A 15041-nucleotide genomic window follows, 5' to 3' on the forward strand; every position below is an offset into this window, starting at 1 on the left:
ATTAAACACCTGTCGTCTCAAAAGATGAAATAGATCCGCTAACAACATTGCCCCTGAAGATGACAGCGGCACGCTTTGCCCTTCTAGCCACAGCTTCCGCAGAACAGCTGGCATCAAGCAACACGATATTCGCCTCATCCCCGACATTAGGCCATGCCTTGACCCCGGCCTGGTTTAATGGGGTCTTCCCTCCTGTTATGAATTGCAGGCTTTGCGCTAAGGAACGTTCTTCAATCATGCGAAACCTTTCTGCAAGGCGACCGGCCTTTTCCAAATTGTCCCCGATGCCAAAAGGTGTCCAATGATCAGTGATGCTGTCATTACCCAATTCAACTTTCACCCCTTTTTCATGAAGCAGGGGGATGGGGATCGTCCTGAAGATCGGCACTGTGGATGTAATCGATATTCCTGTTTCCGAAAACCTTTCGGCTATGCCCGCTGCCTCCGGGACTGAAAGATCTGCCAAACCGCTGGCGTGGCTAACCGTTACCCTTCCTTGCCAGCCTGCGTCTTCCGTCAGTGAAGCGAGGCGCTGCATCGTGAAGAGTCCAAGATGATCCGGATCATGTAAATGGACATCGATATCGGAATTGTATTCAACCGCGATATCCATGATCGTTTCAAGTGACCGCTCTATGTTTTCATCAATGGTGGCGGGATCGACGCCGCCTACCAGATTCGCGCCATTCTTCATGGCCTCCCTTATCAAACCGACGGAATTGCTGCGTAATAGTCCATGCTGCGGGAATGCGACGATCTCATACGTCAATTTATCACTATATCCTTCCAGTGCTTGAATGGTGGCCTCTAAGTTTTTCAGTCCTATAACGGGGTCGATGTTGCAATGTGTGCGAATATGGGTAGATCCGAAGTCCAATAATAAATCCAGCATTTTTTCTGCCCTTACTTTAGCGGTAGGCAATAATGCTGGCAGTAAAACCTGCTCTTCCTCTATCCGGGTTTTCACGCCATTAATGGCAGGCAGGCAAGCCTTCCACGGACCGCCATAATACGTTTTATCAATGTGGATATGCATTTCCTTAAACGAGGGGACCATCAGGAGACCGTGAACATCATGCTGCGGGTCCTGATCCGTTATCGATTCTTTCGCCAATAAAATGGAGGTTATTTTTCCATTTTCAATCTTGATGTGGTAATGACCGGTTTCAGTGCCGGTGATCGTTTCATTTTCATTATAAGTAAAACCATTTTCCAAGCGTACATTCGTCAACCAATACGATTGAGACATTAAACTCACCCTTCCATTCAGATTGAATATGCATCACTTTCATTATAGTTTTAAAGTTCAGCAAATCATTTCAGAATTTTTACTCGTTTTTATGTTATTTTTACTTATTGTGTCAAAGAAAAGGCTCACCCTATAATGGATGAACCCTTTCAGACTGTAGACAAACGCTGCACTGTTTTAGGCCGTTCACGCAGTTTATCGACCTAAACCATACTTTATTCGGCCGTTCACGCACAGTATTCGACCTACCCAGCACTTTTTTCGACCGTTGAGGCACTTTATTCGACCGTTCACGAATTTTAAGATTGTTTTCCGAACTCCTTTCGTCTACAAACTGCATCACTTTATCGTTACGTCATTTATCTCCAGATAGCCTGAAGGGCTGATTGAAAATCCTTTTACATCTTTCGCGACTGCAGCAACATTTTCTATAACCCTTACAGGAATATACGGGGTGTCGCCCATCTCGATTTCCTGTGCCTCTGCGTAAAGGTCTTTGCGCTTCTCTTCTTCTTTTTCCTTCCTGGCGGCGTCTATTAAACGATCAACCTTTTGATTGCTGTAAAAGAATGTATTGCCGGCCGCCCCCTGAGATTCCGTATGAAAAAGATTATATTGATTATAATCAGCATCCCCGGTCGCGTTTCTCCAACTGATGATGAACATTTCCGATTGTCCTTTATTCACTTGTTCCACGAACGAACCGTACTCCATCACCTGTACCTTCAAATTAATCCCGATACCTTTTAGTTGGGATTGCAGGACCTCGGCCAAGTTAACTCTTTCTTTACTGTCCATTGTCAGGATGGTTGCATCAAGGCCTTCTGAATATCCAGCTTCGGCCATCAGTTTCTTCGCTTCCTTCAGGTTGTAATCATAGGCTTCGAGATCTTCGTTGTACCCGAATACTTTAGAGCCCATCAAGGAGTTCGCCTTCACTCCCACATTATTAAAGACACCCTTGATGATCGAGTCCATTTCAATAGCATGGGCGATGGCTTTACGGACCTTTACATCATTGAACGGTTCTTTATTGACATTGAAGCCTAAATATTCGGTACCATACCCTTCACTGCGGTAAACATCCATTGCCGGTGAAGATTCAACCTGGTCCATGATAGCTACAGGAAGAGGCTCTGCGATTTGCGCTTCACCGGTTTCAATCATCGATATCCTCGTGGAGTCTTCCGGGACGACCTTGAAGATGACCTTGTCCACTTTTGGCTCGTCTCCCCAATAGCTGTCGTTTTTCGTCAATATGATTTCCTGGCCTGGGGACCATGAATCAAAAACGAAAGGACCGGTTCCATTCGGTTCCTGGATAATCTTTTTGCCATACTTTTCAATCGTTTTCGGACTGATGATTCCGCCTTCATGATTCGCCAATATGGAAAGAAGAGGGGAAAATGGCTCCTTTAAAATGAATTGCACGGTAAATTCATCAACCGGTTTCACCTCTTTTACCATTTCGAACACTACTGCCCTGGGAGAAGCGACCTTCGGATCTAATAGTCGATCAAACGTCTTTTTTACTGCGTCTGCATTAAATGGCGTGCCATCATGAAACTTTACATCTTCCCTAAGCTTGAATTCCCAGGTCGTGTCATTTATTTGCTTCCATTTTTCTGCTAGCATTGGCTGTATCTCACTATTCTCATCCCGTTGTACAAGACCTTCATAGATTTTATGGTGAGTGACGCTAGCGGCGTTAATCGTGGACATGAACTGCTGATCCAAATTCTCGGCGTCGGATAAGCGGGCAATGACCAATGTACCCCCTTCGTTTGATGCCCGGTTTGGATCACTTGCCGTTGTGTTTACATCATTGTTAGAAGAACAGCCCGTAATGATGATACCCATGATCATGACTAGAAAAAGCTTACCTGTCCCACGTTTTAACCCCATGGTCTTCTACCTCCCAATTTCAATTTTCGAACATTTATCTAATTATAGGAAATATTCTGACTACTTTTTTCGAATATCTTTACTATGTTTTTCATTTTCTTTACTTGTTGCCATGAATCGCTTCCGTCTCGCTTATCGATTCCACGACCTTGAATGATGGCTTAAACAATTCTTTCTCGGGAAGCTCCTGATAATCTCTTTCCATATATCCTCTTCTCATCTTCTTAAAATATTGTTGTCCCTTATATTTGATTTCCGTTAAATCCAGATTGGGGATTATTTGATCCTTCATGACTACCTTTCCATTTATGATCGATAATTTAACGTCCCTTCCAGCCCCGCTTACGAACATGGTTCGAATGGGATCATCGATTACCCCCATATGAAAGCTGTCCAAGTCAATCGCGATGATATCCGCCTTGGCCCCCGCTGCGATGCGTCCTAAATCGTTCCTGCCAAGAAAAGCGGCCGCATCAAGTGTGGCTGACCGAAAGAAATCGGCATAGAAAGAGCCTTCCGTTTCTCCTTCCACCAGCCGTGAGAGCATGCTGCCTGTCCTGACGTTCTGGAACATATCAGGAGGGAATGTGTCCGTTCCAAGGGCAATATTGATCCCAGCCCGTTTATATTTAGCAAAAGATTCCAACGCCTCCCCATGCCTCCCTATGATCAGAGGGCAATGAATCACCGTTGTATTCGTTTCAGCAAGCAGCGCCAAGTCATCACCCTGTCCATATTTCGCTTTACTATATCCAGAAACAAAGTGGGCATGCGGGATCCCTGTTCTTGGACCGAGAAAGCCAAGATCGTACAAATATCGGATCGGTGTAACATGATGGGCTTTCCAGATGGTGTTGAATTCAAAACTTCCTTGTGCAGCATGCAGCTTTATCGGTACGTCCAATTTTTCGCTGTAATATTTAATCTGTTTTAATTGATTTGCCGTTTGGGACTCTATACGTTCTGGGGCAAGCATCCCTCTGACCATGCCTTCATAAGCTCCATCGAATTTTTCTACAAACTCGACCGCTTTCCGTAATCCCGCTTCCCCGGCTTTTTCATCCCCATGCAGTTTAATTTTCCCGTTTGGCTGAACGACCCTCATTCCTGATTGGAAACTCGGGCCAAGGTAAATCCTTAACCCCAATCCAGCGGCATGTTCTGCCGCAGCTGCCAATTCATCATAGGTTTCCGCCCATCCTTTATAAAAAACGGAAGTAATGGGCATCGCCGTCGTCACGCCATGAAGGATGAGTTGTGAATAAGCATATAGTGATTTAAAAGCTTCTTCTTCCTCGGTCATTAATTCAGGATGTCCGCTTTTTATATAATTCTCTGACCAGAGAAGATTTTTCTGTCTGTCGGCACCGGCTTCAAAATGTAAAATATCATGGTCAATGTCCCCTAATGCATTTAAATCTATGAAACCAGGACTGATAATGGCGTTACCGGCATCCATTACCTCGTCCACTTCTCCTGGATAATTTTTTCCGACATACAGAATCGTGTCTTTTTCATAAACGATTTCCGCGTTTTCCAAAATGACATGATCGCATCCATCATACCCAATTACATATCTTCCTTTAAGCTTGGTTTTCATCTTATTCCCCTTTCATTGCGGCAGCGTCTTCTCGTTCGTCATATCGCTTTTCATCTACATAGGCCCTGGCATGGCCCCAGAAATATTTCGTCGGTTGCATATACTTTTCGAGCCCCGCACGCTTTATCGTTGAAAAGGCCTCCTCATTCGCTTCGTCCAGCACTGTACTTTCATGGACCGTCCGTACATTCCTCCCTTCCATGATCAATTTCCCATCCACGATAACATGCTCCACATCATTCGCCACTGCTTGAAATACAAGCCGGTGGACATGCATGAATTCAGGGGTAAGGTGAGGCTGATGCAGATTGACCGTAATGACATCCGCTTTTTTCCCGATCTCAAGGGAGCCTATTTCATCATCCCAGCCAATGCATTTCGCAGCATCTATCGTGATCATTTCCAACAGCTTGCCTGGCGGTAAATAATAGTAGTCCCTAAGGGCGGCCTGGTGAACAAACTGTGTTTTCCTCATCGCCTGAAACATATCGAAACTTGTGGAAGGGGAAGTCCCATCCGTGGAGATTGCCACAGTTGCACCCATCTCCAATAATTCAGTTATCGGGGTACGGGCATGAACCTGGCCAAATCCAGGTGATGCACTGACGTTGGTACCCGTTTCCGCCAGTATTCTTGCCTCATCGAAGGAAATGCCCCGACAGTGCTGTAAATGGACATCCGGACCCAATAGGGCATTTTCCTTATCCTGTTTCGCTAAATGAATCATCCCGCCAAAGGCATCAGAGTGAATGCGTGTGTTATATTTCCTGGCAATCTCCCTTATTTTCTTCGCTTGATACAGGTCATGATCAGTCAGCCCATAAAGCCTGTCAGGAGATGTAGGATTGGAGGGATCCACGGATGTCACGATGACAAATGGCGTAATGAAGGCTCTCGTGCGGTCATCATTTGCATGGTTCAGCGCCTCGATTACAGCTTCTGCCCCCTGTAATACTTCTTCATAGGAAACTTCCTTTACCACTCTTTTTCCGTCGATCCACCGGCTGAACGAATGGGGCCATGGAGGATTGCAAGGACCCGTGCATACCACTTCCCTAATTCCCACTTCGGCGTATGCTTTAGCATGATTGATGGCAAAAATCGGTTCATCGGACCGCGGCATGGATCCTAACACGCTCACTCCAGTCGTCACGCCAGCCTTTAATCTCTCAAGGGCGGATAGCTTTCCTTCGTAATACCAAAAGTCATCCGTAACAAAATGCTTGTACGTATTCGTCATGATGGGCATCCAAAAATCAATATTCTCCATTGCGATCGTTTTGAACATGGAATGTCCCCCATGCCCATGAACATCTATCAATCCAGGCAATATGCACTGATGGCTGCAATCTATGACTTTTACTGCCTCATACTTCCATTTCAGTTTATCGGAAGAATCTACGGCTAAAATCCTTCCTTGATGTATGGCGACGGCGCCATCCGGCAGAATTCTCCTGTTTTGATCCATGGTTATCACGGTCCCATGGATTAGCAGTAAATCTATCATATTTTCCCCTCCTAATTGAGAAGACAGCATAACATCCTTATGCTGCCTTCCTTTTGTGATGAATTCCTACTTCACGGTTACGTCATCAAGCATTAAATAATTTGCCGGATTCAGCCAAAGTCCTTTAACCGTCCCGCCATATACGGCCAAGTGTTCATAATTTCGGATAGGAACATATGGAACTTCTTCCCTTTCCATTGCTTGTGCCTTCGAATATAGTTCCTTACGTTTATCGCCATCCGATTCTTTACGAGCATTTTCAATCAATTTATCCACTTCCGGGTTGCTGTAGAATGAACTATTTCCTGCAGCACCTTGGGATTTGCTATTGAAAAGATTGTATTGATTATAATCTCCATCCCCGGTAGCATTGCCCCAGCCGCCTATCGCTACCTGGTGCTCGCCCTTGGCTGTCGCGTCAATGTAAGCCCCATACTCAAGGACTTGAATCTTGACCTTGATTCCGATTCCTTTTAACTGGGATTGAATCACCTCAGCCATATTGATCCTTTCCTTACGATCACTCGTCGTCAATGTAAACTCCAAACCATCCTTGACCCCCGCTTCAGTCAAGAGCTTCTTCGATTCATTAATATCGTAGTCGTAGCCTTTTATATCAGGATCATAACCAAACACCTTTGGGCTCATTGTTGAATTTGCCCTCGTACCGACATCGTTATAAACGCCTTTAATGATGGAATCGACCTCGATGGCATGAGCGACCGCCTTACGGACCCGTACATCATCAAAGGGCTTTTTCTTAACATTGAAACTTAAGTATTCAACAGCAAGTCCCTCCGTACGATATAAATCCATCGTGCCTGACGCTTCGATCCTATCAATCTCCGTCACTGGCACTTGATCGGTCACCTGTGCTTCACCCGTTTCAATCATTGCAATCCTCGTGGCATCTTCAGGGACAACCTTGAATACAACCCCATCGATCTTAGGCTTATCCCCCCAGTAATCGTTGTTTTTCGAAAGTGTGATTTCTTCACCAGGCTTCCACGATTTAAAAACGAATGGCCCTGTCCCAACGGGGTTCTGAGCCAATTTGTCACTATTTTCTTTAATCGCTTTAGGGCTGATGATGCTTCCTTCATTACTCACTAAAATCGATAACAGCGGAGCATAAGGATATTTCAGCTTGAATTGTACGGTCGTTTCGTCAACGACTTTAATTTCTTTGATCATTTCCAATTTACCAGCCTGCGGCGAAGCTGTTGCCGGGTCCAGTATCCTGTCGAAATTGGTTTTCACCGCTTCGGCATTGAATGGGGTCCCATCATGGAATTTGACTCCCTCCTGCAATTTGAACTCCCATGTAACATCATCCAGCTGTTTCCACTCTTTTGCGAGCAGCGGTTTGGGATTCATGTTTTTGTCAGGAACGGCCAATGTCTGATAAACCTTTTCATAAATGACGTTTGCTGATGGAATGTCTGTTATGAAATGAGGGTCAAGGGTGGTCGCATCAGATAATCGCGCGACGATCAGCGTTCCTCCTTCTTTCGCCTTTTCCTCTGTTTCCTTACTGCCGGTTTCTTCTGTTGCACAACCTGATAAGACGGATGAGATGCTTAATAAAGAAGCAAAAAGCAACCCAATCATACCTTTTCTCATTCTATTTCCTCCCTTTTCAACCTGCCTTTGTTTCTCCAAGCAACTTTCAACTATGAGTACATCGGGCTTACTGTAAATTATAAAAAAAAACCGAATTTTATATTTTCAGAATCTTTACTCATTTTTTAATTATCTTTACTGCTTTTCCGCATCATATTTACTTCAATACCTTTTTTGAATAAATTGAATGAAAGAAAAGGAGGAAATCCAATGAAGCCAGAGATCGTCATCAATAATACCGAATTGAATGTAAAAGAAAGAAAATCTCCGAAACTAAGACACTGGAAAGCCTTTTATAAAAAATTCAAGCGAAATAAATTGGCATTGGTAGGCGGGTACATCGTACTTTTTTATATTTTAATGGCTATCTTTGCACCTTTGATCTCACCGCAGGATCCCTATGAAATTGATTTAGTCAACAAACTCCAGCCTCCGTCAGCCGAACATTGGATGGGTACAGATGATAAGGGAAGGGATATTTTAAGCAGATTATTATATGGGACAAGGCTTTCATTAATGGTCGGGTTTGTCTCTGTATTCTTCGGGGCGTTCATTGGCATACTCCTCGGGTTAACAGCTGGTTATTACGGAAAATGGATCGATACCGTCATTATGAGGATTGTCGATGTTCTGCTTGCTTTCCCGGGAATACTGCTTGCTCTTGCCATCATTAGTGCCCTTGGTCCAAGTTTAATCAATGTAATGGTAGCGGTCGGCGTCTTTTCCATACCGATGTTTGCCCGGATTGTACGAGGTTCCACATTGTCAGTCAGGAAGCTGGAATATATCGATGCCATTCGTGCGTTGGGAGCAACTGACTTCACGATTATCTGCAAGCATATTTTCCCGAATATTCTGTCACCTGTCATCGTTCAAGCCACATTACGTCTGGCAACGGCCATTCTGTCGGCAGCCGGATTATCATTTCTGGGGCTGGGAGCCCAGCCGCCCTCACCAGAATGGGGAGCGATGCTGAGCAGCGGCCGCGATTATTTGTTCAGTGCACCGCACATCGCTTTGTTTCCGGGGATAGCGATTTCAACACTGGTACTTGGTTTCAACATCTTCGGGGATGGACTTAGAGATGCCCTGGATCCAAGAATGAAAAAATAAGGAGGAGAGAAAATGTTCGTATTCATTATTCGACGGGTACTTCAAACCATCCCGGTTTTACTGGGAGTAAGTCTTGTTGTATTCCTCATCATGCAAATGGTCCCAGGAGACCCGGCAACACTGCTTGCAGGTGAAGGAGCGACTAAAGAAACGATTGAATCGCTGCGGCATGAGCTTGGCTTGGATCGTCCAATCCTCTATCAGTACGTCGACTATATCCTTCATGCTGTTCAAGGTGACTTTGGAGAATCACTCCGGAGCAGCCGCCCTGTTTTGGACGAAATCATGGTCCGCTTGCCCATCACCCTTGAATTGGCACTTGCCAGCATTTTCATAACCGTTGTGCTTGGAATGATTGCAGGAATTATCTCGGCTACCAAGCAATACTCGGCAGCTGACATTTCCATCATGATCGTTGCTTTATTAGGAATCTCGTTACCTAGTTTTTGGTTGGGCCTCATGCTTATCTACTTCTTTTCCGTGAACCTTCATTTGTTTCCGGTTTCAGGTTGGGGAACTTTCAGCCACATGGTTCTCCCAGCCATAACCCTTGGGGCTGGCGGAGCGGCCATTGTAGCCAGGATGACCAGGTCGAGCATGCTTGAAGTCGTTCGCCAGGACTACATCCGGACCGCAAGAGCCAAGGGATTAAAAGAATATATCATCATTTATAAACACGGCCTGAAAAATGCGCTTATCCCCGTCATTACAGTCGTTGGCCTCCAGTTCGGTGCACTCCTTGGCGGCACAGTATTAACAGAGTCCGTTTTTGCCATCAATGGACTTGGGAGATTGATAGTCGATGCAATCAGAACGAGGGATTTGCCGATGGTTCAAGGCGGGGTCCTCATCGCTTCCGTTATCTTCGTATTCATGAATTTAGCAGTGGATGTCCTCTATCGATACTTTAACAAAAGAATAGACTTGAACTAAGGAGGTATGATGATGAAACAGGATGATGATAAAATACTGGAGGTAAAAAATCTGCAGACCCACTTTTTCACTGATGAAGGTACGAGTAAAGCAGTCAATGGAATCAGTTTCTCCCTCAATAAAGGGGAAACGCTTGGAATCGTCGGGGAGTCGGGAAGCGGAAAAAGCATAACATCACTATCATTATTAAGGCTCATTCCATCGCCACCCGGTAAGATTGCCGGTGGCAGCATCTTTTTTAAAGGGGAGGATTTGCTTACGAAGTCTGAAAAACAGATGCGTTCCATACGCGGGAATGAAATTTCGATGATATTTCAGGAGCCGATGACATCATTGAATCCCGTATATCCAGCGGGTGAGCAAATTGCGGAAGCGATTCGGCTCCATCAAAAGCTAGGAAAAAAGGAAGCATGGAATAAAGCGGTCGACATGCTTCGGCTCGTCGGGATTCCTTCACCTGAAAAGAGGGCAAAACAGGAGCCGCATGAGCTAAGCGGAGGAATGAGGCAAAGGGTCATGATTGCCATGGCACTTGCCTGCCACCCTGAGGTTTTAATAGCGGATGAACCGACAACAGCACTGGATGTGACGATCCAAGCCCAAATCCTCGAACTGATCAAGAAGCTGCAAAAGGATTTCGGGACGGCTGTCATTTTGATCACTCATGATTTGGGTGTCGTATACGAAACCTGTGATCAGGTTGCCGTCATGTACGCAGGGAAAATCGTTGAATACACTTTGGCCAAGGAAATATTCACAAACCCAAAGCATCCTTACACCATTGGCTTATTGAATTCCCTTCCGCGTCTTGACATGGACCAGGAAGAACTGACTACAATTCCCGGGACCGTTCCAAGCCCTTACAACATGCCCAAGGGATGCAGCTTCGCTCCCCGTTGTGCCCATGCGAAAAGCATTTGTGAACAAGCCGTACCGGATCTCCAAGCTATCGGCCCAAGCACCGAGGTCAGCTGCTGGATGTTCACCCCCCAATGGGAGAAGGAATATGACGCTCAAGAGAAGGTAGGGGTTTAATGATGGGTGTACAAGCTGCAGAGAAAAAAGTTCTGCTTAAAGTGGATCAATTGAAACAATATTTTCCGATCAAGGGTGGATTTTTCGGAAGAACCATCAATCATGTAAAAGCCGTTGATGACATTACCTTCGATATCAAACAGGGTGAAACCTTAAGCATAGTCGGCGAATCCGGCTGCGGCAAATCGACTACCGGAAGGGCCATCCTTCGATTGGATGAACCGACAAGCGGGAGCATTCACTTTCAGGATAAGGATTTACTGAGTTTAGGTAAAAAAGAAATGAGGCGTACCAGGAAGGATCTTCAAGTCATTTTCCAAGATCCATTTGCCTCCCTTAACCCTAGACAGACGATCGGCCAAATTCTCGGAGAAGCTTTAGCGATACAAAATGTAGTCCCTAAAGAAAAACGAAAGAGCAGGATCGAAGAATTATTGGGACATGTCGGGCTGAGACCTGAATCCATGGAAAGATACCCGCATGAATTCAGCGGCGGCCAGAGACAGCGGATCGGCATTGCGCGGGCTCTTGCAGTGGACCCAAAATTGATCATATGTGACGAAGCTGTTTCTGCACTGGATGTCTCCATTCAAGCGCAAGTGCTGAATTTATTAAAATCCTTACAGCGCCAGTTCGACCTTACCTTTCTTTTCATATCACATGACTTAGGTGTGGTCAGACATATCTCGGATCGGGTGATGGTCATGTATCTCGGAAAGATAGTCGAGATAGCCGATAAAAAGTCCATTTTCGAGCAGCCCCAGCATCCATATACAAGGGCATTGCTATCGGCCATCCCAGTACCGAATCCTGTACATGAAAGAGAACGGATCCTATTGACGGGTGATGTACCCTCACCCATCGACCCTCCAAACGGCTGCCGCTTCCATACACGGTGCCCTTTTGTACAGGATATCTGTAAAACACAGCTACCCGAACTGAAACGATCGGCACAAAACCATCAAGTGGCTTGTCACATTGTGTCATAAGCTGTGGATTTCCGGAGGGGTCTTTAGTATGATACTAATAAACAGAATCATTCAAGTTATTTAAAAATATAACCAGCAGAGGTTCTCCATGCTAAGTTACGAGGGATTCACCTTAATTATCATGCTCTTCATTTTAGCTCCCATCATGGGAGCTATCGCTCTTTTATTTCTATTCATATTCGAGAAAAGGATCGACCTTCTTGAAAATAAAAACAAAGAGATCCGCCTGGAGCAAGCACTGCAAGAAGCACAATATAATAAATTGAACCAACAAATCCAGCCGCACTTTTTGTTTAATACACTAAATGTCATATTGGGCTTGGCCCGCCTGAACAGGACGGCTGAATTGATACGGGCCTTAGAGGCATTTTCGCAATTCCTGAAATTCAAATATAAAGCATCAGAACCATTGATCCCCCTTTCCCAGGAAATTCAGTATACCCAGCATTATCTCGACATCCAGAGCCTTCGCTTCGGTGATCGGCTCAAGATTGATATGGATTGCCCGGAACAATTAGCAATCGCACTTGTTCCCCCCTTCATTCTTCAGACATTGGTGGAGAATTCGTTTAAACACGGTTTGGAAAAAAAAGTGGGTGAAGCCCTGCTGCATATACGGTTTTATCTGGAATCGCAGATGGTGTATCTGGAAGTGGCGGATAATGGGTTAATGGGAAAGGAAACTTTCGTTACGGACGAAGGCGGCCATGGCCTGGATAATATCCAAAAGCGTTTATATTTGTACTTCAATGACCGTGCACAATTGAATATAGCCTCTACTGAATCGGGAACTAAGGTAGAGGTATCATGGCCACTGGTTTTTGATAAGAAATTGGAGGAGGCGGAGCCGGAATGAATGTATTATTAGTTGATGACGAACCATTGGTCCTTGAACAAATGGAATATATGATTCAGTCCATATACCCTTTTTGGAAGTTTTACAAAGCTGCTGATGCCTGTCAGGCACTGACCCTCAACCAAAATCATAAAATCAACCTCGCTTTCCTGGATATTAATCTACCGGGGCGATCGGGTCTTGAATTTGGTGAAGACCTAAGGGCACTGAACGAAGAAGTCGAAATCATCATGGTGACCGCACATCAAAGTTTCGATTATGCCCAGCAATCCATCAGGATAGGCGTTGTTGATTATTTAACAAAACCTGTAATAGAAAGTGATTTGCATAAAGTCCTGGCCAAGTATGACAAAAGGGAATCTTCCCATAACTATTCAACCCTTATTCACCATTCTCTTTCATTCATTCATGAAAATTATGCCGAAAAACTCTCCCTTTCGGACATCGCTCATGAAGTGCATACCAATCCGACTTATTTAAGCAGGAAATTCCATGAAGAAGTCGGCACTTCCTTTTCGGAATATTTAATGCACTATCGAATAAAGGCTGCTAAAAGGGCCTTAACCAATAACATCAGCTGGAGCATATCAGACGTCGCTGAAAAATCGGGTTTCAATAGCCAGCATTATTTCAGCACTTTATTCCGGAAGATAGAGGGAATCACGCCCAAGGAGTTCCGCGAGAAAGGAAAATGAACATTGCGATCACGTACATTTCAAGAATACGTACAAGGCCCCATTCAAATCGGGATGGGTTTAGGGATCATCTCCCTCCTGGCACGCTGGGTGACAGGAACCACGATATTATCCTCCCCCGAATCGATGGTGAAGTATGGAGTTTTCGGAGGGATTGGATACGCCCTGATGGGAGCGATCGCCCTGTCCATGTTCAGCTTCATCGGGAAGAGGGTTCGGCAGGATTTCCCAGTGGGTTTGACCATCGGGGACTATTTAAAAGCCCGGCTCAATCCCCTCGGATATTGGATATTGATCGTGATTCTGGTCATAACCAGCTTACATATTTTATTCATTCAGGGAATGGCCGCGTCCACCCTATGTCAGTTTCTTTTCGATACACCGCTCTATGTCGGGCTATTCTTTTTTTTCGGTTTTTGTGTCCTTTATGCTGGATTCGGCGGGTTAAAGCTCATTCATGGATTCGCAGCTTTTCAGGTCGTCTTCATGTTTGCCGCGGTGATTTTAATTCCTTTATACTTTTTCGTCAAGGAAGGGATTCAGCCAGTTTATGATGGGATTCGTTTATACCATCCATACATGCTTGTAATCAATAAGTATGATCTATGGAGTTTTCTTTTAGCAGGACTTCTTGTTGGGTTCGGCCAGTTTTTCTTTGACCTGACATCATGGCAGCGATTATTCATGATGGAAATGAAAAAGGTTCCCTTAACATTCTCTTTATCCGGCCTTATTTGGATCATATTCCCGCTTTCCTTTTCATCCCTGTTCATCATGGTTATCTTTACGGGCGGCTTCACTGATATACACTCGATCCTGGCTGGATTGGCAAACAAAATCACGACACCATTCTTTTTCATCCTTTTTGTGCTCTGCGCTTTCAGTGCAATCACCTCCACATTCGGTGCCTGCCTGCATTCATTGGTAAGCCTGATTGTAGCCAATATTCTTGAACCTTTACAACCAAAAAAAAGCGACCAGCAAAAAATAAGGATGGCCTGCCTGCTTTCAATCTGTATTGGAGGATTGGTTTTCATCGCTACACTCTTCTACTCACCCAACCTGTTGGAGCTCTTATTTTACTCAGGCAATATATATTCAGCATTGCTGGCCCCAATCCTGGTCATCGTATTCAGCAAAGGGAAAGTCGCTGATTATATACCGATAAGCGCGGTCCTGGCCATTTTGGCTTCATACATCATCCAGCCTTATGTAAGTGAATTCCAAAGCATATGGTTCAGCGGATTGGCTTCATTGACGATCATGGTGATTTGTATGATCCTTACCCTCATCAAGAACAAATGGAGGCTCATGAAAACAAAACGGGATTGATTAAGGAGGCGGATGGCAAAGTGGTTACATAACAAACTATGTAATCACCTCTGCTTGTACTTGGCTCCGCAGATCTTGAGAGGATTCCATAACACAACAAATTAAAATAGCCTAATCGTTATAGATCAAGACAGTTTGTAGAAAAAAGCAAAGTAAAGTGGAGCGGGTGTGCGAGACTCCTGCGGGAAAAGCGCGTCCAAGGGA

The 15041-nt window shown here is 44.9% G+C and carries 12 protein-coding genes; 7 read left to right on the forward strand and 5 right to left on the reverse strand.

The features are described from left to right. Position 1: 1 nt before the first annotated feature. From ACFVS1_RS17300 to ACFVS1_RS17320, 5 genes are all read right to left on the reverse strand, one after another. Entirely contained in the window at positions 2–1249 is a 1248-nt protein-coding gene (locus tag ACFVS1_RS17300; protein ID WP_387549028.1) for an amidohydrolase family protein, read from the reverse strand. 339 nt (positions 1250–1588) lie between these two features. After that, positions 1589–3154, reverse strand: coding sequence for a glutathione ABC transporter substrate-binding protein (locus tag ACFVS1_RS17305; protein ID WP_387549029.1), 1566 nt, complete (start codon positions 3152–3154; stop codon positions 1589–1591). Positions 3155–3254: 100 nt separating this feature from the next. After that, positions 3255–4754 carry a chlorohydrolase family protein gene (locus ACFVS1_RS17310; protein ID WP_352927173.1) on the reverse strand — a complete coding sequence of 500 codons (1500 nt, stop codon included), beginning with the start codon at positions 4752–4754 and terminating at the stop codon, positions 3255–3257. A gap of 1 nt (position 4755) precedes the next feature. After that, entirely contained in the window at positions 4756–6261 is a 1506-nt protein-coding gene (locus ACFVS1_RS17315) for an amidohydrolase family protein (RefSeq protein WP_387549031.1), read from the reverse strand. A 66-nt stretch (positions 6262–6327) separates the two neighbouring features. Then, positions 6328–7884, reverse strand: coding sequence for a glutathione ABC transporter substrate-binding protein (locus ACFVS1_RS17320; protein WP_387549033.1), 1557 nt, complete (start codon positions 7882–7884; stop codon positions 6328–6330). Between the two features lie 210 nt (positions 7885–8094). Here ACFVS1_RS17320 and nikC point away from each other — a divergent pair, with 210 nt between their 5' ends. The 7 genes from nikC to ACFVS1_RS17355 all read left to right on the forward strand — a co-directional run bounded on the left by nikC (position 8095) and on the right by ACFVS1_RS17355 (position 14837). Beyond that, the gene (nikC, locus tag ACFVS1_RS17325) at positions 8095–8997 is read left to right on the forward strand and encodes a nickel transporter permease (RefSeq protein ID WP_387549035.1); all 903 of its coding nucleotides are present in this window, start codon (positions 8095–8097) and stop codon (positions 8995–8997) included. A 12-nt stretch (positions 8998–9009) separates the two neighbouring features. Next, complete coding sequence (nikB, locus tag ACFVS1_RS17330) at positions 9010–9930, forward strand: nickel ABC transporter permease (RefSeq protein ID WP_387549037.1); 921 nt, start codon at positions 9010–9012, stop codon at positions 9928–9930. 12 nt (positions 9931–9942) lie between these two features. Next, positions 9943–10965, forward strand: coding sequence for an ABC transporter ATP-binding protein (locus tag ACFVS1_RS17335; RefSeq protein WP_387549039.1), 1023 nt, complete (start codon positions 9943–9945; stop codon positions 10963–10965). After that, positions 10965–11954, forward strand: coding sequence for an ABC transporter ATP-binding protein (locus ACFVS1_RS17340; protein WP_387549041.1), 990 nt, complete (start codon positions 10965–10967; stop codon positions 11952–11954). The genes ACFVS1_RS17335 and ACFVS1_RS17340 overlap by 1 nt, the downstream gene beginning before the upstream one ends. Before the next feature lie 88 nt (positions 11955–12042). Next, complete coding sequence (locus tag ACFVS1_RS17345; protein ID WP_387549043.1) at positions 12043–12810, forward strand: sensor histidine kinase; 768 nt, start codon at positions 12043–12045, stop codon at positions 12808–12810. Beyond that, on the forward strand, positions 12807–13505 hold the full coding sequence (locus ACFVS1_RS17350) for a response regulator transcription factor (RefSeq protein WP_352927152.1): 699 nt from the start codon (positions 12807–12809) through the stop codon (positions 13503–13505). The genes ACFVS1_RS17345 and ACFVS1_RS17350 overlap by 4 nt, the downstream gene beginning before the upstream one ends. Positions 13506–13508: 3 nt before the next feature. After that, a complete protein-coding gene (locus ACFVS1_RS17355; protein WP_387549045.1) occupies positions 13509–14837 on the forward strand; it encodes an SLC5/6 family protein in 1329 nt (442 codons plus the stop codon). Positions 14838–15041 lie beyond the last annotated feature (204 nt).

Origin of the sequence: Peribacillus sp. NPDC058075 (genome assembly GCF_042885195.1) — a bacterium.
GTDB lineage: Bacteria > Bacillota > Bacilli > Bacillales > DSM-1321 > Peribacillus.